At 45.3% G+C, this 22,357-nt stretch carries 20 protein-coding genes; 8 read left to right on the top strand and 12 right to left on the bottom strand.

Annotated features, from left to right (window positions below; genetic code table 11):
* Window positions 1–87 precede the first annotated feature (87 nt).
* Window positions 88–1,569, top strand: coding sequence for a carboxypeptidase M32 (locus tag CAG58_RS10290; RefSeq protein ID WP_161425377.1), 1,482 nt, complete (start codon window positions 88–90; stop codon window positions 1,567–1,569).
* Between the two features lie 81 nt (window positions 1,570–1,650).
* On the opposite strand, the gene CAG58_RS10285 is transcribed toward CAG58_RS10290, so the two are convergent.
* Window positions 1,651–2,208, bottom strand: a complete 558-nt coding sequence (locus CAG58_RS10285) for a sugar O-acetyltransferase (protein WP_161425376.1) — start codon at window positions 2,206–2,208, stop codon at window positions 1,651–1,653.
* A 510-nt stretch (window positions 2,209–2,718) separates the two neighbouring features.
* Between CAG58_RS10285 and CAG58_RS10280 the strand changes: the two genes are divergently transcribed.
* A complete protein-coding gene (locus CAG58_RS10280; protein ID WP_161425375.1) occupies window positions 2,719–4,038 on the top strand; it encodes an alpha/beta fold hydrolase in 1,320 nt (439 codons plus the stop codon).
* A gap of 101 nt (window positions 4,039–4,139) precedes the next feature.
* Here CAG58_RS10280 and CAG58_RS10275 read toward each other — a convergent pair whose 3' ends face one another.
* Together CAG58_RS10275 and CAG58_RS10270 are read right to left on the bottom strand one after the other, a co-directional pair.
* The gene (locus tag CAG58_RS10275; protein ID WP_161429702.1) at window positions 4,140–5,174 is read right to left on the bottom strand and encodes a cytosolic protein; all 1,035 of its coding nucleotides are present in this window, start codon (window positions 5,172–5,174) and stop codon (window positions 4,140–4,142) included.
* Between the two features lie 60 nt (window positions 5,175–5,234).
* Window positions 5,235–6,017, bottom strand: a complete 783-nt coding sequence (locus CAG58_RS10270) for a cytosolic protein (RefSeq protein ID WP_161425142.1) — start codon at window positions 6,015–6,017, stop codon at window positions 5,235–5,237.
* A 241-nt stretch (window positions 6,018–6,258) separates the two neighbouring features.
* On the opposite strand from CAG58_RS10270, the gene CAG58_RS10265 reads away from it, so the two are divergent.
* Window positions 6,259–6,906 carry a HEPN domain-containing protein gene (locus CAG58_RS10265; RefSeq protein WP_161425141.1) on the top strand — a complete coding sequence of 216 codons (648 nt, stop codon included), beginning with the start codon at window positions 6,259–6,261 and terminating at the stop codon, window positions 6,904–6,906.
* A 100-nt stretch (window positions 6,907–7,006) separates the two neighbouring features.
* Here CAG58_RS10265 and CAG58_RS10260 read toward each other — a convergent pair whose 3' ends face one another.
* Window positions 7,007–7,990: a helix-turn-helix transcriptional regulator gene (locus CAG58_RS10260; protein ID WP_161425140.1), complete on the bottom strand. Its 984-nt coding sequence runs from the start codon at window positions 7,988–7,990 to the stop codon at window positions 7,007–7,009.
* Between the two features lie 562 nt (window positions 7,991–8,552).
* Here CAG58_RS10260 and CAG58_RS10255 point away from each other — a divergent pair.
* From CAG58_RS10255 to CAG58_RS10245, 3 genes are all read left to right on the top strand, one after another.
* On the top strand, window positions 8,553–9,266 hold the full coding sequence (locus CAG58_RS10255; protein WP_161425139.1) for a GGDEF domain-containing protein: 714 nt from the start codon (window positions 8,553–8,555) through the stop codon (window positions 9,264–9,266).
* Window positions 9,267–9,364: 98 nt separating this feature from the next.
* Window positions 9,365–9,742 (top strand): hypothetical protein, encoded by a 378-nt coding sequence (locus tag CAG58_RS10250; protein WP_158138419.1) that lies wholly within the window; start codon window positions 9,365–9,367, stop codon window positions 9,740–9,742.
* A gap of 52 nt (window positions 9,743–9,794) precedes the next feature.
* On the top strand, window positions 9,795–10,478 hold the full coding sequence (locus tag CAG58_RS10245) for a DedA family protein (RefSeq protein ID WP_004395317.1): 684 nt from the start codon (window positions 9,795–9,797) through the stop codon (window positions 10,476–10,478).
* A gap of 86 nt (window positions 10,479–10,564) precedes the next feature.
* On the opposite strand, the gene CAG58_RS10240 is transcribed toward CAG58_RS10245, so the two are convergent.
* From CAG58_RS10240 to CAG58_RS10215, 6 genes are all read right to left on the bottom strand, one after another.
* Window positions 10,565–12,427 (bottom strand): potassium transporter Kup, encoded by a 1,863-nt coding sequence (locus tag CAG58_RS10240; protein ID WP_161425391.1) that lies wholly within the window; start codon window positions 12,425–12,427, stop codon window positions 10,565–10,567.
* 258 nt (window positions 12,428–12,685) lie between these two features.
* Window positions 12,686–13,921, bottom strand: a complete 1,236-nt coding sequence (gene prpF / locus CAG58_RS10235) for a 2-methylaconitate cis-trans isomerase PrpF (protein WP_161425392.1) — start codon at window positions 13,919–13,921, stop codon at window positions 12,686–12,688.
* Window positions 13,918–16,515, bottom strand: coding sequence for a Fe/S-dependent 2-methylisocitrate dehydratase AcnD (gene acnD, locus CAG58_RS10230; protein ID WP_161425393.1), 2,598 nt, complete (start codon window positions 16,513–16,515; stop codon window positions 13,918–13,920). Before acnD ends, prpF begins: the two co-directional genes overlap by 4 nt.
* 51 nt (window positions 16,516–16,566) lie before the next feature.
* Complete coding sequence (gene prpC, locus CAG58_RS10225; protein WP_161425394.1) at window positions 16,567–17,697, bottom strand: bifunctional 2-methylcitrate synthase/citrate synthase; 1,131 nt, start codon at window positions 17,695–17,697, stop codon at window positions 16,567–16,569.
* A gap of 116 nt (window positions 17,698–17,813) precedes the next feature.
* A complete protein-coding gene (gene prpB, locus CAG58_RS10220) occupies window positions 17,814–18,713 on the bottom strand; it encodes a methylisocitrate lyase (RefSeq protein ID WP_161425395.1) in 900 nt (299 codons plus the stop codon).
* Window positions 18,710–19,405, bottom strand: coding sequence for a GntR family transcriptional regulator (locus CAG58_RS10215; RefSeq protein WP_154168272.1), 696 nt, complete (start codon window positions 19,403–19,405; stop codon window positions 18,710–18,712). The genes prpB and CAG58_RS10215 overlap by 4 nt, the downstream gene beginning before the upstream one ends.
* A 414-nt stretch (window positions 19,406–19,819) precedes the next feature.
* Here CAG58_RS10215 and CAG58_RS10210 point away from each other — a divergent pair, with 414 nt between their 5' ends.
* Complete coding sequence (locus CAG58_RS10210) at window positions 19,820–20,278, top strand: NifB/NifX family molybdenum-iron cluster-binding protein (protein ID WP_040904326.1); 459 nt, start codon at window positions 19,820–19,822, stop codon at window positions 20,276–20,278.
* A gap of 30 nt (window positions 20,279–20,308) precedes the next feature.
* On the top strand, window positions 20,309–20,500 hold the full coding sequence (gene nqrM / locus CAG58_RS10205; protein WP_161425768.1) for a (Na+)-NQR maturation NqrM: 192 nt from the start codon (window positions 20,309–20,311) through the stop codon (window positions 20,498–20,500).
* A 62-nt stretch (window positions 20,501–20,562) separates the two neighbouring features.
* Here the strand turns inward: nqrM and CAG58_RS10200 are convergent, their stop codons facing one another.
* Both CAG58_RS10200 and CAG58_RS10195 read right to left on the bottom strand, forming a co-directional pair.
* Window positions 20,563–21,036, bottom strand: coding sequence for a response regulator (locus CAG58_RS10200; RefSeq protein ID WP_161425769.1), 474 nt, complete (start codon window positions 21,034–21,036; stop codon window positions 20,563–20,565).
* Window positions 21,023–22,345 carry an ATP-binding protein gene (locus tag CAG58_RS10195; RefSeq protein WP_202598267.1) on the bottom strand — a complete coding sequence of 441 codons (1,323 nt, stop codon included), beginning with the start codon at window positions 22,343–22,345 and terminating at the stop codon, window positions 21,023–21,025. Before CAG58_RS10195 ends, CAG58_RS10200 begins: the two co-directional genes overlap by 14 nt.
* Window positions 22,346–22,357 lie beyond the last annotated feature (12 nt).

Raw genomic sequence — 22,357 nt, 5'->3', positions numbered from 1 at the left:
CTATCGACTCTGTTTTCTAGTACTGCCAATCAAGGCTCTACGTATTCACCATCGTGAGCCAACGCATCATCGAATAAGGAAATCAACATGGCTTTTACCGCTCTGATTGAACATTTTAAAAAAATTGCCCACTTTCAACATCTCAGCTCGATTTGTGGTTGGGATCAAGCTGCGGTTATGCCCGCGGGCGGAGCTCAAGCTCGCTCCGAAGCGATGGCACAATTATCCGTTCATATTCATCAGTTGCTGACTGAGCCACAACTGGCCGAGTGGTTCGCTCGCAGCCAAGAGCAGCTCGAAACCGCACAACAAAAAGCGACTTGGCGAGAAATGCATCGTCAATGGCAACTGGCCAATGCGCTGCCAGAATCTTTGGTTAAAGCGCAATCCCTAGCAGGCTCTCAGTGTGAGCATGCTTGGCGCAGTCAACGTAAAAATAACGACTGGACTGGTTTTGAAAAAAATTGGGCCGAAGTGGTCAAACTGTCTCAAGAAGAAGCGCAAATTCGCTCTGATATCACCGGTCTTAGTCACTACGATGCCATGCTTGATCTCTATGAACCAGGGACAAACAGCCAAGCGCTGGATAAGGTATTTAATGAAGTAAAAACTTGGTTACCTTCTTTAATTGATCAGGTTCTAGAAAAGCAAAGCCACGAACCGATCATTTTGCCGACGGCTCATTATCCGGCAGACGAGCAAAAAGCCCTTGGTTTAGAGGTAATGAAGCTACTGCAGTTCGACTTTAATCACGGTCGACTGGATCAAAGTACGCACCCATTCTGCGGTGGCGTACCCAGTGATGTACGGATCACCACTCGTTATAACGAAGCCGAGTTTACTCAATCGTTAATGGGTATTGTCCATGAAACCGGTCATGCGCGTTATGAACAAGGCTTGCCAAAAGCCTTTGCTGGTAATCCAGTTGGTCATGCTCGCTCAATGGGGATTCATGAATCTCAATCGCTATTTTTTGAAATGCAATTGGGCCGCAGCGCGCCATTTATCGAACATTTAGCCACCCTAGCTCAGCAACATTTCTCAGCGAATGAAAGTGCCGTGTTCGCCGCTGATAACTTCCAAAAACTCTATACCCGTGTGGAAAAAGGCTTTATTCGCGTTGATGCCGATGAACTTACTTACCCAGCTCACGTTATCTTACGTTATGAGATTGAACGTGATCTAATGAACGGCCACATCAAACACACTGATGTACCAGAGTTATGGAATGAAAAAATGGGCGCTTATCTTGGCCTTTCCACCGCTGGCAACTATCAAAATGGCTGTATGCAAGATATTCACTGGACAGACGGCAGCTTTGGCTATTTCCCTTCCTATACCCTTGGCGCTATGTATGCCGCGCAATTTATGGCCACCATGAAGCACAGTGTTGATGTAGAAGCAGCGATTGCTCGTAAAGATCTCAGCCCGATCTTTACTTGGTTGAGTGATAATATCTGGAGTCAAGGCAGCCTGCTGACGACTGACGAATTGGTGAAACAAGCTACGGGTGAAGTGCTTAACCCCGTACACTTCAAGGCACATTTAGTGTCGCGTTATTTGGGTTAATTAATCAACGTAGCTAACACCGCTGTCGCTTCCGATAGGAAAAAGACAGATCCAAACGGGAGACTTTTCGTCTCCCTGTTTTTATTCTTCAACTTGATTTAATGCCTTGATCCATTTAGCTGGCACACCACCAACCAAGGTATCAGGAGCAACATCTTTGGTCACAACGGCTCCGGCAGCCACCACCGAACGAGCGCCAATCGTCACACCTTGGCAAATAACAGCATTTCCCCCAATCCAAACATCGTCTTCAATCACAATTGGCGCACATTGAAAAGTCCAACCACGTCGCTGCTGATAATCGAGCGAATGAGTGGGTGTATAGAATTGGCTATTGGGGCTAATTAACACATTGTTTCCAATGATGATCGGCGCATTATCCAACATCGTCACTCCCATATTGATGTAAGTATCGCTGCCAATCGAAATCGTTTTCCCGTACTCACAAAAGAACGGCGGGCAAACCACCGTATTCTCACCAACCTGTTTGAATAGTCTCGCGAGATAAGGCTGAGCCGCGGCAAACTGGCGAGAATTTATCTCTTTAAGTAGATCAAATGCTTGGTTTCTTAGCATACCAAATTCAGGGCTATCAGAATCATGCGCTAAACCTAAAGTCATTTTTTCAAATTCATTCATAAGGTAAGGACTCTCTTTCTATCAGGGATAATCCCCGATATAAACGGATCATAAGAACCATGCAAGGACGCCGCCCACACTCTGTGAAGTGATGACCATACTCTGACTCAAGTTATCCCTCACACCACCGGGATTCGCAAAACGCAAAAGAAATTGCACTTTGCAAGGCAAAGTATGAAACCAAGTGATATTAAACTCAAACAAGCACTGATTTTATGGACATTCGCAGCATTAAAAAGTTGGCACGCTAAATGCTTTATATAGATTGATCCTTTTAAGCCGAGGATCACCTAGCCAACTGACGTTGTTAGTGAATAGATTTTGTTCACATTTTTAGCCAGCCGCCCTTTGCGACTGGCTTTTTTATTTTCTGCGTGATTAAGATCAGGCTGACTGCTGCAGACGCTTTGAACCGAGCAGTAAACTACTATAACCTTACTGATTAGTTTTGTGACCCACGATAAGTGACGGCGTCACTAAAAACATAACCATAATCAACAAGGAATAGTGATGCAGCAACACCTGACTGCTTTTATTGACAATGGAGTACACTACACTCCGCACTCTTTTACCCTGCCCTTAAACTACAACGACCCGAACTCAAGCACTATTACGGTTTTTGCACGGGCGATTCGCTTAGTCTCTGATGGCGAGCAACAAAAACCCTGGTTAGTGTATTTTCAAGGTGGCCCTGGCTTTGCGGCGCCGCGTCCTAATGGCTTATCCGGCTGGTTAAAACGCGCGCTACAAGATCATCAAGTCTTGCTGCTTGATCAACGCGGCACCGGCAATAGTTCGGTGATTTCCCACCAAACCTTATCGATCATGAACGCCAATCAGCAAGCAGAATATTTAAGCCATTTTCGCGCTGATAATATCGTACGCGACGCGGAAGCCATTCGTGAAGCGCTCGGGGTAAAGCAATGGGCGATTTTAGGCCAAAGCTTCGGTGGCTTTTGCTCACTGACTTACTTATCCTTGTTTCCTGATAGTTTATCTCGCGCTTATATTACCGGTGGCGTGCCATCGTTAACCGCCCATGCTGATGAAGTCTACCGCGCGACGTTTGCTCGTACTTTGGAAAAAAACCACGCCTTTTTTGCGCAGTTCCCTCAAGCGCAAACCTTATGCCAGCGCATAGCCAACCATCTAATAAAAAACCGTGTCAGCTTGCCTAATGGTCAAGTGTTTACCGTTGAGCAGTTTCAGCAGATCGGTATCAACTTTGGTATGAGTGACAGTTTTCTGCCTACTTATTATCTACTGGAAAACGCCTTGATCACGGTCGATGGGCAAGAGACCTTGAGCTATGAGTTTCTTCATCAGATGCTTATGCAACAAGCATTTCAAACTAACCCTATTTACGCCATTTTGCATGAATCGATTTACTGTCAGCACAGCGCTTCGAATTGGTCCGCACAACGTATTAGCCAAGAGTATCAAGTCTTTGAGTATCAGCCTGATCAGACCTTCTTATTTACCGGAGAGATGGTTTTCCCTTGGATGTTTGAACAATACACCTGCTTAACACCATTGCAAGCGGCAGCAGAGCAACTGGCCGCCAAAAGTGATTGGCCTGCACTGTATCATCCGCAGGTGCTGGCGCAAAATAAGGTGCCGGTCAGTTGCGCGGTTTACGCTGATGATATGTTTGTTGATATGGATATTAGCCGCGCGACCCTGAAGCAAATAGCAAACTCAACAGCATGGATCACCAATGAGTATGAGCACAACGGACTTCGCGTCGATGGTGAGCGAATTTTAGATAAGTTAATCAATATGGGCGATCAAATCACAGCAAATATTGACGCTCAAAAACGAATGGCTTAATGGCGGTTTAAGCTTGCAGTGAACTTTGCTGACATCCAGATCATAAAAAGCGCCGTTGGCGCTTTTTTCTGTCAACTAATTGCTATCAACTAACTAGGTCTTTAACAAAGCAGTTGCTGCAATTTATATTCAACCAGCGGATCGCCGGGGACAATCTGTTGAGCAAATTCTAATAACTGCACCGCATCCTGCGGGTTTTCATGCTGATGCTTAATAGCAATATCCACCAAAGGCTGGATATCAATATTGGTTTGATGCTGTTTAATATGAGCATTTTTCTCAGCCATCAATACATGATGCGCGGTACTGAGTAACCTTAAACGATGCCTAGAATTGGCATTGGCTTTATTCAGACACTGATAATAGTCTTCTTTAAAACGCAACGCTCTGGTTTGATGACGAAACTGAGCGATATCAATATGTTGGTGACGAATAAAATCTACGGCCACCTGTTTGTAAAAGCCAAATTGATTGAGATAATTAGCATGAGTGCCATGCCCCATACCAAATACCCTTAAGTGAGTTAATTGCGGGTAGCGTTTGGCATGCAGTCGGTCGATGTGATTCGTCGGGTCGTAAATGATGTGCCCCTTCGCATCCCCTAAATCGAGATCGTGATAATCACCCTGCCAATCATATTGCTGCGCCAGCTGAGTGCTGGATCGGTCGTCCCAAGGGACAATTTGTTGGTTTTTGGTACTCACCGGATAAAAAAGCAAAACTTGATTTAGCTTTAGTAAATTAGCGAACGCGCCCACCGCAAAGCCACCACGACTCAGCCCATAACCTAACCGCGACTTAAACGGGCTCAATAAGGTTGATAATTGCTCTAAAAAGAAAATTAAGTTGCGACTACGAAACCAATTACTTTTCCCTAAATGCTGAAAAGCAATAATGTTAACCTCTTGCTTTTGGGCAAGACGATAGCCCCAAGGCGAAAAATTCGAATCTAAGTCCTGTTCCTGTAAATTCGTTCCTGCTGGTGAGAAGGTAAATAACAAGGGTTTATTTAAATCAACAAATTGATATTTCACAAAAATGTCATCAAGTAAATCCTCACCAGATATCGGTAACTTGGCCTGTTGTTCGTCTTTGGAAAGAGACGCCCATTCATCCAGCCAATACAGTAACTTCATTTATCCTCCATCTAAATTGCATTACGCAATTGTGTTTAAAAATACCGTGTATTTCCCCGCTTATTCGGGCTCTTTCCTCTCGAAAAACCACTGCCGAGCTTGTTGATAACAATCATCAACATCTATCTTTTGTTGATGGATAAACTGCTCAGCGATATGGTTATAAAAACTTAACTTGTCAGTATCATTTGAACGAATACCATGCCCCATGCCGGATATCGGCACTTGAATTAACTCTGGGTAACGTTGAGCATGAAGAGTATCAATGGGATCGTTAGGGTCGTAAATAATATAACCTTGGGCTGCGCCAAGATCTTTATCATGGTATTTCCCCTGCCAATCAAATTTTTGGGCAGCTTCGGTACTGGCACGAGTATCCCATGGCACTCGCTGTTTATTTTTGGTACTCACAGGATAAAACAGCAGCACATGATTAAGCTGCAGTAAATTGGCAAACGCCCCAATCGCAAACCCACCCCGACTTAAGCCATAACCTAAGCGCAGGGGAAAACGGGCCAGTAATGGCGCAAGTTGCTCAAGGAACTCAATCAAACTCGGGCTTCGAAACCAGTTCGTCATTCCTAGGTGCTGAAAAGCAATCACATTAACCTGTTGCTGCTGAGCGAAATCATAACCCCAAGGAACATAATCAGCATGCAACTCTTGCTGACGAACATCACTGCCCGAAGGTGAAAATAGAAATAGCAATGGCTGGTCGATATCCACCAGCTGGTAACGGACAAATACATCATCAATTAGGTTCGAGCCTGTAAAAGGTAACCTAGCTTGCAACGCCGGATGAGAAAGCGATAAAGCTTCATTAAGCCAATACAGTAACTTCATTACTTTCCCCGACGAAAAATCAAACCGCGCACCTTAGCAAAAATTCAACAGAAATGATATGCACTAAGCAAATCCGTCAATGATTCACACTTCCTTGCCAATCTGTTTGCAGCTTGTTAGTTAATAACGGCATACTCAACATAATCAACTGAATGCTTAAAAGTAGGTATCTCTGTGAGGTGATTTTTATGGTTAGCATTCAATAATCAAGGACTTTAACACTCGGTAAGGAAGGTAACCAATGCTGACATTTAATACTTTAAAGCAACGTCACCGTGCAGAGCGAGATCAATATCCTAGCGCACTTTCCATTCGTGTCCATCGCGCGCTCAGCTGGCTGAATAAAGCCGAACAGTGCAGCGATGACGATTCTGCCTTTCTGTTTTTATGGATAGCGTTTAATTCTGCCTACGCCCAAGATTTTGAACAAAAAAGTAGCTTTGGTGAGCGCGGCTTATTTCAAGAGTTTTTAAGCAAATTAGTTGAGTTAGATAAACAGCAGCAATTAAGCGCGATTGTCTGGGAGCAATACTCTGGACCTATTCGCTGCATTTTAGACAATGAATTTATTTTACAAGCTTATTGGGATTATCAAGCCGGTCGGATTGACCAAGAGAGTTGGAAACAAGCGCGCAGCAAAGCTAAAATCGCCGCTAACCAAGCACTGAGCCAAAATGATACTGCTTCAGTATTATCGATTGTATTCGCTCGCCTTTACACCTTAAGAAACCAAATGATTCACGGTGGCGCAACCTTTGGCAGTTCCGCTAACCGCCAACAACTACGCGATTGCACCAGCCTACTGCAACACCTTGTCCCCACCTTAATCACCATTATGATGAACAATAAACAAGCCATGTGGGGCGAGCCAGTGTATCCGTTGGTGTGATGTGCTACTCGCTTGCTACCACCTACAACACCGAATGGTTTGGCATATATCTATATTTAAGCTTTATTCTTTCAATTTAAAACGCGTATCCATATCTATTTTATACCTGTTCTGTTAATTGCTTTTGTGGCTGGCTGCTTATCTCCACCGCCCACACTTGCTCGCCAAAGCTATTTAGCCAGCGTTCGAGCTGTTTTGAGTGAATCACCGTGGCGCGGATCTGGTAGTGGTTGTCGTGTTCTTCGACCTGCTGATCGCTGGCGAGAGGGGTTTCGAGCAAATGAAAGCCTGCCACTTTACTGATGTTAAATTGCACTTGGCAGTGCTGGCCTTCGCCAAACCCAAAGCGACCATCGCCGTCGTATTGGCTTAATCGAAACTCTGCCGGTCGCAAGAAAGTAAAGGTCGACACCAGCGCTTTATTAATCCGATGTAGAGCTAAACTGCGCTCGTTGGCATAGCCATTAAAGCGACACACCAAATACAAGCGATTACCTTGCTGAGCGAGGCCAAGGGGCATGACCGTGGCGCTTTTTTGTTCTTGTTTGGCATTGTGATACTCAATATCTAGCAAGCGATCATGAAACAGCGCTTCACTCACCGCCTGAAAGACGTGGTTATTAATGGTTGGTGGCAATAACGGCTGAGTTTCACTGACTACCCGCACTTTTTTTAGCCATTCCCGCTCCTTTTGGCTGCTGGCCGTCGGCGCTAACGTATGTTTTGCTTCGCGGAAAAAACTTTCTAATGAGAGAGCTAAATTGGCTGGTAATAAATTGGCTAAATAATCTTCCGCTAAGTTAAGCAGCAGCGCCTCACTAGGCGAAAGTTTCGGTAAATGAAAACCATGGCTGTGCTTGCACCATCGATAACCATAAGGCTTGCTGCGTTCATCCCGCTCAATATCAAAATGTTGCGATAACATATCTAACGTGCGCTGGACACTGCGCAAATCACGTTGAATGTCTAAACCCAGTAACTGCTGATGAATCTCACTGGCGGTCACTTGGCCTGTTTTTGGAATGCGCTTCAAAATTTCAAACGCAATATGTAAAGATTCTTGGGTCGATGCTCGTTTCGCCATGCTGGTATCACTTTACTAAGGGGTTATTTAACGATTTGGTAATGTTTGATCACTTTCAGTGAGCAGCACTTCGTACTTGAATCCAAGAGGAAAAACAGTACCCGAGGATAGGATTTCCAAAATTGATGCTGACACTGCAAACCAAGCAAGCAGAACGGAGCGCGGTCATCATCATAGCGGCCTTATATTGCCTCTGTTGCATTAATGTTGGTTATACCCAATATGCAAACAGAAGTTAAGCAATCCAGTGTGCATTTAGTGGTGAATTAAGAATAACGTGAGCTAAGACAAATTGCGTCGCAGCACATTGTATAAATAGCAATCAATCAGTTAGCTACTGTGCCACCTTTACTCGACCACCTCTTATTGAACACCATGACTGTTTTAAACTCGGTCAATAAACATCAATAAGGCAACGATATATATACTGGCACTATCCTTGCTTACTTTTTAATCAAGAAGAAGATATCGCTTAGCTACGACACATTACGCCGCAAGACTCGCTAAGCTATCGCTATTAAAAAGCATTTAAATCGTGAATATCCAGTAAGGAATAGCGAGTATGAGCAAAGTGTTATCTGATACGGTAAATCTAGAACCTAAAATGACTTGTGTAACGGGTCAGACATCCGAACCTATGATTAATCATCAAGCTTACCGTCATGCTGAACACACGATGCAGGCATTAATCAAAGAAAATCAGCAGCTGCTTGCTAAAATTGCCAGATTAGAATATCAGCTCAATCATGATGGTTTAACTGGTTTAAATACTCGTGAATATGGCATGTTAATCCTTGAACAATGGTTACAAAGTCAATCTACATCGCCACTTGCCATTGTGTTTATCGATTTAGATAACTTAAAGATGATTAATGATCAGTTTGGGCATGCGATTGGCGATAGAGCCTTAGCTCACATCGGGCGTATTCTCAAAGAAATAAGACATGACGATCACGATATCGCTCGATTTGGCGGTGATGAGTTCGTAGCGTTGTTACCAGGATATGATAATATTAAAGCCCAACGATGGTGTACGGCCCTTGAGCAAAAATTGTCACGCTCACCTTTCACTAGGGTCGATAATACCGCTTTCCACGTTACGGTATCTGCTGGTGTTTATATTCATCAGAATACCCCCAAACGAGATGTCTCACACAATCCTACGGCACATTCTCTTATCGAACTGGCTGATCAGTCGATGTATCAAGTCAAAAAATTCAAAAAACGTCATCAATCCGTGACCGATGAGAATGGTTACTCAGTCATTAATGAATGATTTACGGTCCTCACTCACTCGGGCGGTTAAAAACGCTTTACAGATATGGCTGACACACCGCATACTCTCGGTAATTTCAAGTTACCCACAATCGTCTTATGATCCAGTCTGCTCTGTTTGCATTGTTTATCGCTCTGGTCAGTTTTCCTGACTGGCTTAACTTAAATGCTATTCAAGAGAAACCGCTGGCGGTATCCACTCAGACTCATCACCACTTGGCTAGTGAACAAGCACATCCTGAACAATATTCACTCGCGGTGATCGCACGCAGTGAGCCAAACCGCGCAACACCCATTCGCCTAATCTCTGATGATAATGACGATATCGCGCTAAAGAAAGACACTCCCTTTTATCTTGCTCTTGCACTGAGTGTCGCGGCGATCATATTGTGGTTTTACTTTAGTCAATCCACGCTGTTTTTTATCCGCAAAGCTCTGCGATTTTCCAACCTCTATTCACGTTTCGCTCACGCTTAGCTTTTTTCAATCAAACCGTTCGTTATTATTTTTTTGATTGAGGAAAGGTATTGTGAATACGCTATTGTCTATTTTTTCTGCCTTATGGCATCAAGATCTGATTGCATTACAGCACATCGATCTTTCGTTATTGTATCTCTGCATCGGGTTACTGATTTTTGTTGAGAGTGCTTTCCTGCCTGCTGCGCCTTTACCGTGTGATAGCATCGTTATCTTGTGTGGTAGCCTTGCTGCTGTCGGCATTTTGAATTTATACGCCGTGATTGGCGTGCTGATCATCGCCGGATGGTTAGGAGGAGCAATGGCATTTTACCAAGGTCATCAATTGAAAGAATGGCGTATGGTGGCTTCTTGGTTAGGGAAAGTTCCGGCTAAACAATGGGATACAACAGATCGTTTAATTCATAAATACGGCATGCTGGCGATGTTTATGGCGCGTTTCTTACCGGTTGTGCGCTCTTTATTGCCGATGGTCATGGGCCTGAGAAATGCGATATCTCCAACGCGTTTTTTATTGGTTACCCCCTTGAGTGCCATCGCATGGGTTCTTTTTCTGGTCTTTTCAGGTTATGGCGTGTCATTACTGCCTGATAACTTATCGAAAATTGCCAATCATATTTTGATTCTCGCCCCGTTGATGACGTTGTTGATTGGTGTCGTAAGCCTACTCATTGGTTGGTCTGTCCGCCGACGTGCTCAGCAAAAAATATCGCCTATTCATCGCGAATCAAATTAATAAGCTTTCATTCTCTATTATCAAAAAAGGCCATGTAAACACAGTTACTTGGCCTTTTACTTTTTTCGTAACCTTAATGACAGAGGTTAAATTTCCCGATAAACGCCCATCTCAATTAATCGATCCGAGGGAATATTCAACCGCTCAGACGTTCGTAATGCATGCTTGCTCAGCAAAATAAATAGCTTGGCCTTAAAGTCATGCCATAAGCCGATTTTTTGTGCTTGGATATGCTCAGCAGAAAGGAAAAAAATCGTTTCATTAGGATGGAGAAATAGCCCTTTTAAAGCACAAGAGTGCATCACTTGGTCTATTTCTAAGGTTTCTTGATATCCCGTATGAATGATCACCTGCCAAAACGTCTCTGACAGTTGGGTTATCTCCGCTCGACGACAGGGGTGAACATAAGGCTGCGATTCACTTTGAAAAGTCATCAAGACATTACGCTCATGCAACACCTTATTGTATTTTAAGTTATGGATCAGTGACCGAGGCACATGAGCGCTCGAACGAGAAAAATACACAGCGGTACGTTGGGTACGTTGAAAGGTTTCCCCTTCGAGTGATGTGATCATTGCCGGTAACGATAAATCACTCCCGGATTGTTCCAATAAACGCTGTTTCTGTTGCTGCCAGATATACATAATAAGGAATACACCACCACCAAGCACGATTGGTAGCCAGCCACCATGACTAAATTTAGTCGATGTCGAGATCAGTAATAATACGTCCAAAGAGATGAAAATAGCGCCCATGACAATGATGTAACGTAACCGCCAATGCCAGCCATAACGCATCACTACCAAGATTAATAATGAAGAGATGGTCATGATCGCAGTTACCGCAATCCCATAAGCGGCGGCTAAATTTGCCGAGGATTTAAAACTCGCCATCACCATCATCACTGAAGCGAATAGTAATAGATTCGCTGCTGGCACATAAATTTGTCCTTGAGAGTGCGCTGAAGTATGAGTAATTTTTAATGGTGGCAGATAACCATAGTTCATCGCTTGACGAGTCAATGAGAAAATACCAGAGATCACCGCTTGAGAAGCGATGATCGCCGCTAACGTTGCCAAAATAATCAACGGCCACAGTAACGAATGGGGGACTAATCCATAGAAAGTTTGCCTTTCTATGCCTTGTGTTTGAAGTAAATACGCACCTTGCCCAAAGTAGTTAAACAGCAAACTGGGTAAAACAATAGTAAACCAAGCCCATCGAATCGGTGTAATCCCAATATGGCCCATATCGGCGTATAATGCTTCAACGCCAGTCACCGACAGTACGACAACACCGAGTATAATTAAGCTATAAGCGCCGTGAGTAGCAATAAAATGCCAAGCGTAATATGGATTTACTGCAGCCAAAACCTGTGGTTGCTTGATGATAGCGATGAAACCTAAAACGCCCAGTGTGATAAACCAGAGCAACATAATTGGCGCAAAAAAACGGCCAATCAACTCTGTTCCCAATACTTGAATAGCAAATAACGCGCATATGATCGCTAAGGCAATTGGCAAGACATAAGGCGCTAAGCTGGCTTTAGCCACGGCTATCCCTTCAACCGCAGAGAGCACCGACATCGCTGGTGTAATCACCGCTTCACCAAAAAAGAACCCTGCGGCTAATAAACCCAATAGCAGAACCACGGGTTTGAATGAATGAGGACAATGAGTTTTGGCAATACTCGCTAAGGTTAAGATACCGCCTTCACCATTTTGATCCGCTTGGGTGATGAACAATAAATACTTTACCGACACGATGATAATAAATGCCCAAAAGACTAACGAGAGTATTCCCAATACATTGGTTGGATTAATAATAAGGGGATGATGGCTAAAAAACACTTCTTTCAATGCGTATAAAGGGCTAGTTCCAATATCACCATAAACAATACCGACAGCCAATAGAGCAAGCGAAGACGTACTTTTTTGTGATGGTTTCATTTTCCTATTGCGCTTTCAGCGCATCCTATCTGAATAGAGATCCCCCATACTAATCAGATGGATTTAAAGAAAATGTATAAAACAAGACGAGAGATATATAGAAAATATAAAATTTCAGCGCCAAAGGACATTCAGTTGCAGTCAATGCTCAATGAGTCATGCGACTTATCTTTGCTCAACCGCTCCTTTTGACAATCAAATCAATTGTTGCACTTAGTGTGGCCATGGAGATAGCTGAACGCTATCTCCAAAAAATGATTATGGCGCTGGAACTCTCACCGAGCCCTCCATTAATATCCGAGCACTGCGACTCATCACCGCTTTAGTGATCCGCCAAATAGGTGGTGTGTCTTCTTCAATAACGGTCGACTCAATCGTAGCGCCGACCGTTAATAGGCCAGAAGGATGCCCCAAAGTAACTTGACTTCGTTGACCGCCTCCCGCGGCTTGATTGACGACCGTGCCGGGAACGCACGCCGCCGCGGCAATCGCAACGGCAGCGGTTCCCATCATCGCATGGTGTAATTTCCCCATTGACAGTGCACGTACAAGGAGATCAACTTCAGCACTCTCAATCTGTTTTCCGCTAGCGGTGAGGTAGGCTTTCGGCGGCGCGACAAAAGCAATTTTAGGCGTATGTTGACGCGCTTTAGCTTGTTCTAAATGCTCAATCAAGCCCATTTTTAACGCTCCATGCGCACGGATCATTTCTAACTTAGCGAGCATCTCAAGATCGGCATTGACCACCTCTTGTCCTTCATCGCCTTGATAACCCAGTCGGTGAGCATCAAGAAAAATGGTCGCAATCCCTGCATTAATCAGCGTCACCTCAACATCACCAAGACCGGGGATGGATAAGCAGTCACGTAGATTCCCCGTCGGAAATATCGCGCCTTGCCCCTCAGCAGGATCTATAAACTCAACCTGAATTTCAGGCGCAGGAAACGCGACGCCATCAAGCTGAAAATCACCGATTTCTTGAACTTGACCGTTGACGATGGGTACATGAATGATCAGCGTTTTTTGAATGTTGGTTTGCCATACTTTTACCGCCACCACGCCCTGTTCAGGGATGCGAGCAGGGTCAATCAACCCCGCCTCTATCGCAAAAGGACCGACTGCCGCAGAAAGGTTACCGCAATTACCACTCCAATCAATCTGCGGTTGGTCGATAGCGACTTGGCCAAACAGATAATCGATATCGTGATCCGCGTGCTGACTTTTCGAAATCAGCGCAACTTTACTGGTACTCGAACTTCCCCCTCCCATACCATCGATCTGCTTGCCATAGGCATCAGGACTACCCATGACTCTCAATAACAGTCTATCGCGATACTCGCCAGATAATTGGGCATCAAGAGGGAGGTCGGAGAGCTTAAAAAACACGCCGTTACTGGTGCCACCTCTTAAATAGGTGGCGGGAATTTTTATTTGCCGCACTGAACCAACGGTACTGTCTGAAGTACTAGAAACTATAGAATGAACATTACTCATAACGGCTTCTCTTTAGTTAAAAACTGTTCGGCAAAACGAGGTAATACCCCACCCGCTTGATAAACGTCGAGTTCATCTTCGGTTTCAAGGCGGCAAATCACTGAAACAGAGAAAGAAGACTGATCTCGGCGAGTGATGGTCAACGTGAGTCTCGCATTTGGCTGGATCACTCCGCGGACATCAAATAACTCGCTGCCGTCTAAATCAAGGGTTAAACGGTTCATCCCTGTCATAAATTGCAGCGGCAATACTCCCATACCAACTAAATTGGTGCGATGAATGCGCTCAAAGCCTTCGGCAACAATCGCCTCAACGCCAGCTAAACGTACCCCTTTCGCCGCCCAATCACGAGATGAGCCTTGGCCATAATCGGCACCAGCAATAATGATTAACGGTTGTTTACGTTCTAGATAGGTTTCTATTGCTTCCCATAGTCGAGTGACTCGCCCTTCTGGCTCAATCCGCGCTAGCGAGCCTTGTATCACTTCGCCGTTCTCTTTGACCATTTCATTCAATAGTTTGGGATTAGCAAGCGTGGCGCGTTGCGCTGTTAAATGATCGCCGCGATGAGTCGCATAAGAGTTAAAGTCCGCTTCGGGAACGCCCATGCTGGCTAAATACTCTCCGGCTGCACTATTCGCTAAAATCGCATTCGAGGGAGAAAGGTGATCAGTTGTGACATTGTCACCTAAAATCGCTAACGGACGCATGGCAGTTAAACTCGGCTTGCCAGCTAGAGCACCTTGCCAATAAGGAGGGCGTCGGATATAAGTACTGTGAGGACGCCAATCATAAAGCGGTGATGCTTGCTGAGTCGAATCCTGTAGCTGAAACATTTGAATATACACGTGCTGATATTGCTGCGGCTTAACGCAACTCTCGACCACGGCATCAATCTCTTCATCACTCGGCCAGATATCCGCTAAGTAAATCGGGTTGCCCTGACTGTCCACACCAAGCGCATCTCGCTCAATATCAAAGCGAATGCTGCCAGCAATCGCGTAGGCGACGACCAGCGGTGGTGACGCTAAAAAAGCGTGTTTGGCATGAGGATGAATCCGCCCATCAAAGTTACGATTACCAGATAAGACTGCAGTGGTATAGAGATCACGGGCAAGAATTTCTCGCTCAATGGCCGGATCCAACGCACCGCTCATTCCATTACAGGTTGTACAAGCGTAGCCAACAATCCCAAATCCTAGCGTTTCAAGTTCGGTTAATAAGTTGGCTTCTTCTAAGTACAGTTTGGCGACTTTAGAGCCGGGCGCAAAGGAGCTTTTCACCCAAGGCTGACGTATCAAGCCACGCTGATTGGCTTTTTTAGCAAGTAATCCCGCCGCGACCAAATTGCGCGGATTACTGGTATTGGTGCATGAGGTGATCGCTGCGATGATCACCGCCCCATCAGGTAAGCCGAATTGAGTACTCTCTTGTCTTAGCGTATGGGCGATACCGCGCTCAACCAATTGTGAGGTAGGTAAACAGCGATGGGGTTGAGAAGGCCCAGCCATGGTGCGTTCGACTTGAGAGAGATCAAAGGTTAAGACTCTTTCATACTGCACCTCGAGCAACTCATCAGCCCATAAGCCAGTCTGTTTAGCGTACTGCTCAACTAACGCGATTTGATCTGGTTCGCGGCCCGTGAGCTGAAGATAACGTAGCGTTTGCTGATCGATATAGAACAAACCCGCGCTAGCACCATATTCTGGCGTCATGTTGGCGATGGTGGCGCGATCGCCAATCGTCAGTTGATGGGCTCCTTCACCAAAAAATTCTAAATAAGCTGAGACCACTCGCTGCGTACGCAAAAACTCGGTTAATGCTAATACAATATCGGTCGCGGTGATTCCAGCTTGGCGCTGGCCGATAAGCTTTACCCCGACAATATCCGGTAAACGCATCATCGATGGTCGACCGAGCATGACGGTTTCCGCTTCTAAGCCGCCAACACCAATGGCAATAACCCCAAGAGCATTAATATGAGGAGTATGGCTATCGGTCCCCACACAAGTATCAGGGAAGGCAACGCCTTGCTTCAGTTGGATGACTGGCGACATTTTTTCTAAATTGATTTGATGCATAATGCCATTACCAGCGGGGATCACGCTGACATTTTTAAACGCGTGTTTGCACCATTCAATGAAATGAAAACGGTCTTCATTGCGTCGGTCTTCAATCGCACGATTTTTTACTAAAGCATCGGCGTCAAAACCAGCGTGCTCGACCGCTAACGAATGGTCAACAATCAATTGCGTTTCGACGATGGGGTTGACTTGCGCTGGATCGCCGCCTTGCTCAGCAATCGCATCACGCAGTCCGGCTAAATCAACCAAAGCGGTTTGACCTAAAATATCATGGCACACTACACGCGCAGGATACCAAGGAAAATCCCGATCTTGCTTACGCTCAATCAACTGTGTTAATGCTGACGTAAGTTGCTCACCAGGACAACAGCGCACCAGATTTTCGGCCAGTATCCGCGAGGTATAAGGCAGCCTCTGATACGCATCAGGCTTGATGGCGTTAATCGCTGCGCGAGCGTCAAAGTAATCTATCTCGGTTCCGGGTAAGGTTTGTCTAAAACGACTCTTCATTCTCTTTCTTTGATCCTCAATAATCCATTACAGCGAGTGACAGCGTCACGATTAGCCACGCTGGTCTATCGGAACCCAGTCTTGAGGCTCGGGCCCAATATAGTCTGCGCTTGGACGAATAATCCGATTATTAGCCCGCTGCTCAAACACATGTGCAGCCCAACCCGTTAAACGGCTCAGCACAAAAATTGGGGTAAAGAGTTTGGTTGGAATTCCCATAAAGTGATAGGCCGAAGCGTGGAAAAAATCGGCATTACAAAATAAATTTTTCTCGCGCTGCATCACAGCTTCCACTCGTTCAGAAACCGCATAAAGATGGCTATCGCCCACCTGCTCGGATAAGCGCTTAGCCCACTGCTTGATCAAAGCATTACGTGGATCGCATTCACGGTAAATCGCATGCCCAAAGCCCATGATGGTCTGCTTCTCCGCCAACATCCGCAGCAGATGTTGCTCGGCTTGCTCTGCCGTCGTCCACGGCTCTATCATCGCCATTGCCGCTTCATTGGCTCCACCGTGTAGTGGTCCACGCAATGAACCAATCGCGGCCGTGATACAAGAATGCAGATCAGACAAGGTCGACGCGCACACGCGAGCGGTAAAGGTTGACGCATTAAACTCATGCTCAGCGTATAAAATTAGGGAACAATGCATAACTTGTTTAAACAACTCACTCGGCGCTTGATCGCTGAGCATTGCCAAAAAATAGCCACCGATAGAATCTTCATCGTATTGCTGAGTATCAACCCTGACTCCGTGATGACTGAAACGATACCAATAAGCAATGATGGCAGGAAAGAGAGCTAACATTCGCTCGGCACTGGCTAACTGCTGAGCAAACTCTTGCTCTGGTTCGATATTACCCAACATCGAGCAGCCAGTGCGTAAGACATCCATCGGATGAGCCGTCGCGGGGATCCGCTCTAAGACCTCGGTGAGCGCGGGAGGTAAACTTCGTAAATCCATCAAACGCGCTTTAAAGTTGTCTAACTCACGCTGAGTCGGTAAGTGCCCAATCAATAATAAGTGAGCCACTTCTTCAAATTGAGCATGGTTGGCTAAATCGGTAATGTCATAACCGCGGTAGGTCAAACCAGTACCGGTTTTACCCACCGTACACAGTGCCGTGCTGCCAGCACTTTGACCACGTAATCCCGCGCCTGCGGATGAGGGACAAGACATAATGATGAACTCCTTTTCGCATTAAGTTTGGTTGATTCAAGGTTGGAGGTTAAAGCGACAATCCTCTTGTCGCGATAAACCACCTCATTGTGCTTATCATTCCAGCGTAGAAAAGCTTAAGATTTGCCTTTTGAAAATAGCGTATCCAGCGTTTGCTCATAGGCGTGATAATCGAGATAGTGGTAAAGCTCCTGACGGGTTTGCATCCCGTCTAATAACGCCTGTTGATGCTCGTTGTCCAATAGGTGGCGGTAAACCATTTCTGCAGCGTGGTTCATGGCACGAAACGCACTGAGAGGATACAAGGCCATGGCAACGTTAACTTCCGCCAATTGCGCTTTGCTATACAGTGGGGTTTGCCCGAACTCGGTCATATTGGCAAGAATCGGTACGTTTTTTCCGGTTGCCGATTGTAATGCCAAAGCGAGCTGTTGATATTGATCCAATTGCGTCATCGCTTCGGGAAACAACATATCGGCCCCCGCCTCAACATAAGCAATCGCTCTTTCAATGGCTTTGTCCATACCCTCGTTGGCCAATGCATCAGTACGCGCCATGATCACAAAATCATCATCGTGACGAGCATCGACCGCAGCTTTGAGTCGGTCAACCATCTCCTGTTGGCTAACAATGGCTTTATTTGGACGATGGCCACAACGTTTTTGAGCCACTTGATCTTCCAAATGAACCGCCGCCGCCCCTGCTTTTTCCATTAGCTTGATCGTCCGAGCAATCGAAAACGCGCCGCCAAATCCGGTATCAATATCCACCAATAAGGGTAAATCACAAGCATTCGTGATCCGCTCAACATCGATCAGTACGTCATTTAATGCGGTGATGCCAAGATCCGGCAATCCATAGGATGCATTGGCGACGCCTGCGCCGGATAGATAAATGGCCTGATGGCCGATCTGTTTAGCCATCATCGCGCAATACGCATTAATCGTACCGACAATGGACAAAGGTTGCTGCTGGTGAAGGGCAAGCTTAAATTTAGCTCCCGGACTGATGCTCATAAACACTCCTTAGTATGGCTGTCGAGCTGAATTTGCTGTTCAATTAAACGCCGGCTGTAAGCAATATGTCTACGCATCAACATCTCCGCCAACTCTTCATCACGGTGACGTATCGCCTGCAGAATAAATTTATGCTCTTCAAGGGCGGCAATCGGTCGAGAATGAGAACGAGGCGATTGATATCGATACATACGCAGCAAATGGTAAAGCTCATCGCACAGCAACCGAATCAATTGTGGGTTACGACTGGCTTGAATGATTCGATAGTGAAAGTCAAAATCACCGTATTGATGAAAATAGCCCGCCCCATCGACTTGTTCGATATGACGAGAATGCGTGATAAGTAGTTGCTCTAAGCTAGACAATTCGTCTTCGGTAATATGACGCGCCGCTAAACGAGCCGCCATTCCTTCCAACGCTTCTCTTACGCCGTACAGATCCACCAGCTTTTCTTGACAAAGCTTAATCACTCTGGCCCCAACATGAGGAATACGCTCGATTAAACCTAAGCCTTCAATCCGCATCAGCGCTTCACGTAAAGGCCCTCGACTGACCTGAAAATGTTTAGCTAACTCAGGCTCAGAGATTTTACTTCCAGGAGCAATGTCGCCAGAGACAATCGCCTCTATCAAAAACTCAGTTAAACTTTCCGATTTAGTATGTTCTTTTTCGTTATCTGCGTGTTTATTCACTTGGCTCTTCTACCTTGCATGAGTCATTACGCTGAGCTCATCAAGCTTATGGGTGGTTTATACGAACAACCTCAACTTGCTGATACCGCTTACCATAAACAAGCAATTGTCGACAATCAAGAAAATCGGCGACAATTTAGACTAAGGTCGAACAAAAAAACATCGCAACAACAATCCAAAAATCGAATAAAAACCTCTTATTTTAAGGGGAAGTTAACTGTTATTGATTATTACATCGCATTGTCGATTTATCCCAATGAAATATTGTCGACAATCAATGCGTCTACTTAAAGATGAACCCACGATTTCTTAGATCAGCAAACAGGGAAAATACAAAAAATAATTGGCATATGCTAATTACTAGCGCACAATATTCACTTCTCACTCTTCTCTCACCACAATAGGAATATTGATATGATCTATGCCATTCCCAGCCAAGGTCAAAAACTCAGTCCCCATTTTTCCAAAGCATCCGAATTTTTATTGATTAACTCTGTGACCGAGCAGCAAAGTGTTGTCATCACTGAACCTCATGACCCAGCTCAACGCTGCGCTCAAAAAGCGGCGCTGCTTGAGCTGTTACGGCAACATAAAGTCGATGCTGTAATCGTAAAAAATATTGGTCAGGCGATGCTATCGACGCTATTTAAGCTAGGTATCAAAGTCTTCGCCTATCCAGCTCGCCGCTCATTGGCTCAGCTAACTCTTACTGAACTTCAGGAAATCACTGATCTGGCTTACGCTCGTCCTTCGATTCATAAAAACCAGAAATCCTGCCAAACAAAGCAAGGTTGTCATTCTTCGCAGGCAAGGACTAAACTCAACCCAACAACGTTAAAAAAGTTACAGCGTATTTTTACGATTCACCGCTAATCCATACGAAGTACAAAAGGAGTCATAAACATGGTGTATTTGATCGCTTTTGGCGTTTTTCTATTGATGGTGCTCTTAATGAGCATTGGCGTGATGGCTCGGCGAAAACCGATTCAAGGTAGTTGTGGCGGTCTAGCAAAGGTTGATATTGATAAAGTCTGTAATTGTAAGACACCGTGTCAAGATCACACTAAATCGACTCAAACCGACGAGCTGAAATAGCAAAAATAGCAAAAATAGCAAACTCAGCGTGAGCTAATCATCACGCTGAGTTGAGGTTAAATTTAGCGTACGCGAGTTAGCACCACGTTTTGATCCAACTCTTGATGCCACTGCGTGTAATCCAACCCTTTGTCAAAAATAAATTCTGTCACTAGTTGTCTAACACAGGCGATCAACGCTTCTGCACTCCATGGTTTATCAAAATAACGGTTGATGCCTGCGGTGTTTATCGCATTAATCGTATCAGAGTGGGTCGCTTGTCCAGTGAGTAAGACCTTTTTCGTGCCGATAAAACGAGGATCTTGTATGATCTCGCTGAGTAGTTCAATCCCCGTTTTTCCTGGCATCACATGATCGGAAATAATCAGAGCAATAAACTCACCTTCAGCGTCTAATTCGTCCATCAATTGCAGTACTTCATCTGCTGATTCACAATCTTCTATCTGCAACCAACTCGCTAACGGTTGCAAGTCTTGCAACACCGCACTGAGCACTTCCCTTTGGTCATCGACACAAATAATATTAAGCTTCTCCATATCCATCCTCGACTGGTAGTTTTATCCTGAAAATCGTTTTCTCATGATTGCTTTTGACAACCGTAGTTCCGCCATAACTGGTCACGATACGCTTAACAATCGCCAACCCTAACCCAAGACCAAACGACAACCCCTCTTTTTTAGTGGTAAAACTGGGCTGAAATATTCTCCGCCGTGTGGCTTCATCAATTTCTGGCCCATTATTGGCAATGGTGATCAAAATGCGTTGTTTATCATAACGAGTATGGATATCTATTTCCGGATGCTCGGTTTGGAGCATCGCATCACAAGCATTTTTAATGATATTCACCCACACTTGTACCCATTCGGTCTGCGACCCCTTTAAGATTGGTAATCCGCTAGGACGCATCCGTACCGAGACTCGACGCAAATCACTTTGCAATAATGCTAATGCCCGATTTAGTGTGTCATTCAGATCCAACTGCTCATCAAAATGGATCTCGCTACGCCCTAATTGTTTAACCGATTTAACGATCCCAACCACATGTTTCGAGGCAACACGTAAATCGTGTAAATCACGCCCCATTTGCCAATAGCGAATCGCTAAATGTGGATTGGCCAGCCAATGAGCGGACAGTGTCTCCTCCGGTACTGCCCGAGCTAATTCACGAGCGAGATTTTTCGGCAATTGATAGCGCTGCGCAAAGTGTGCGCCACGTTCGCGCGCTTCACTCGACGACACTTTTTGCCCATACAGCAAACCAAAATCAAAAAACTGACTGGCTTCGGGATGCACTTCATGCAACAACTCGATAAATAAGCTTTCTAACCGTTCTGTTTTACTGCTTACCACGCCAATTGCGTTGTTCAATTCATGAGAAATACCAGCGGCTAACTGACCTAAGGTCGTCATTTGTTCCGCCATATGTAACCGCTCAAGCGCCTTTTCTTTGGCAACCGCTTCTTGCATTGCGCGTCGTTGACGACGCGAAAGCTCAGCCACAATCACGGGCATAAACTGGGTACTCAGCGGACCGAACTGTTGTGGCTCAATCACTGGCGTATGTCGGTCAATCCAACCGAGCTCAACATCAGTTTGCGCAATCACTGTGGAAGAGGCTATCCAATGACCAGAGAAAAAACTGTGTACACCAATAAAGGCGCCCGCTGAGGCCGAAAAAATCGGAATCGCCTTCCCCTCTTTTTCTCTAAATTGACCGAGTAGCTCACCCGATTTTACGTAATAGAGGCGATCGTTATAGCCATTTTGCTTAAGAATTATCGAGCCACTGGGTAAACAGATGCAGCGCTGAGCATGAGTAAAATAACGCTCAACTAATACCTGCATCTGCGGATCCAT

Source organism: Vibrio sp. V31_P5A7T61 (assembly GCF_009904895.1).
Classification (GTDB): Bacteria; Pseudomonadota; Gammaproteobacteria; order Enterobacterales; family Vibrionaceae; genus Vibrio; species Vibrio metschnikovii.
The sequence above is the reverse complement of the archived record's forward strand: the minus strand, read 5'-3'. Positions and strand labels throughout refer to the sequence as shown.

Bases quoted from the DNA above. Each gene is read 5' to 3' on its own strand.
- CAG58_RS10290 (WP_161425377.1), top strand. From the start codon at position 88: ATGGCTTTTACCGCTCTGATTGAACATTTTAAAAAAATTGCCCACTTT.
- CAG58_RS10285 (WP_161425376.1), bottom strand. From the start codon at position 2,208: ATGAATGAATTTGAAAAAATGACTTTAGGTTTAGCGCATGATTCTGAT.
- CAG58_RS10280 (WP_161425375.1), top strand. From the start codon at position 2,719: ATGCAGCAACACCTGACTGCTTTTATTGACAATGGAGTACACTACACT.
- CAG58_RS10275 (WP_161429702.1), bottom strand. From the start codon at position 5,174: ATGAAGTTACTGTATTGGCTGGATGAATGGGCGTCTCTTTCCAAAGAC.
- CAG58_RS10270 (WP_161425142.1), bottom strand. From the start codon at position 6,017: ATGAAGTTACTGTATTGGCTTAATGAAGCTTTATCGCTTTCTCATCCG.
- CAG58_RS10265 (WP_161425141.1), top strand. From the start codon at position 6,259: ATGCTGACATTTAATACTTTAAAGCAACGTCACCGTGCAGAGCGAGAT.
- CAG58_RS10260 (WP_161425140.1), bottom strand. From the start codon at position 7,990: ATGGCGAAACGAGCATCGACCCAAGAATCTTTACATATTGCGTTTGAA.
- CAG58_RS10255 (WP_161425139.1), top strand. From the start codon at position 8,553: ATGAGCAAAGTGTTATCTGATACGGTAAATCTAGAACCTAAAATGACT.
- CAG58_RS10250 (WP_158138419.1), top strand. From the start codon at position 9,365: ATGATCCAGTCTGCTCTGTTTGCATTGTTTATCGCTCTGGTCAGTTTT.
- CAG58_RS10240 (WP_161425391.1), bottom strand. From the start codon at position 12,427: ATGAAACCATCACAAAAAAGTACGTCTTCGCTTGCTCTATTGGCTGTC.
- prpF (WP_161425392.1), bottom strand. From the start codon at position 13,921: ATGAGTAATGTTCATTCTATAGTTTCTAGTACTTCAGACAGTACCGTT.
- acnD (WP_161425393.1), bottom strand. From the start codon at position 16,515: ATGAAGAGTCGTTTTAGACAAACCTTACCCGGAACCGAGATAGATTAC.
- prpC (WP_161425394.1), bottom strand. From the start codon at position 17,697: ATGTCTTGTCCCTCATCCGCAGGCGCGGGATTACGTGGTCAAAGTGCT.
- prpB (WP_161425395.1), bottom strand. From the start codon at position 18,713: ATGAGCATCAGTCCGGGAGCTAAATTTAAGCTTGCCCTTCACCAGCAG.
- CAG58_RS10210 (WP_040904326.1), top strand. From the start codon at position 19,820: ATGATCTATGCCATTCCCAGCCAAGGTCAAAAACTCAGTCCCCATTTT.
- nqrM (WP_161425768.1), top strand. From the start codon at position 20,309: ATGGTGTATTTGATCGCTTTTGGCGTTTTTCTATTGATGGTGCTCTTA.
- CAG58_RS10200 (WP_161425769.1), bottom strand. From the start codon at position 21,036: ATGGAGAAGCTTAATATTATTTGTGTCGATGACCAAAGGGAAGTGCTC.
- CAG58_RS10195 (WP_202598267.1), bottom strand. From the start codon at position 22,345: ATGCAGGTATTAGTTGAGCGTTATTTTACTCATGCTCAGCGCTGCATC.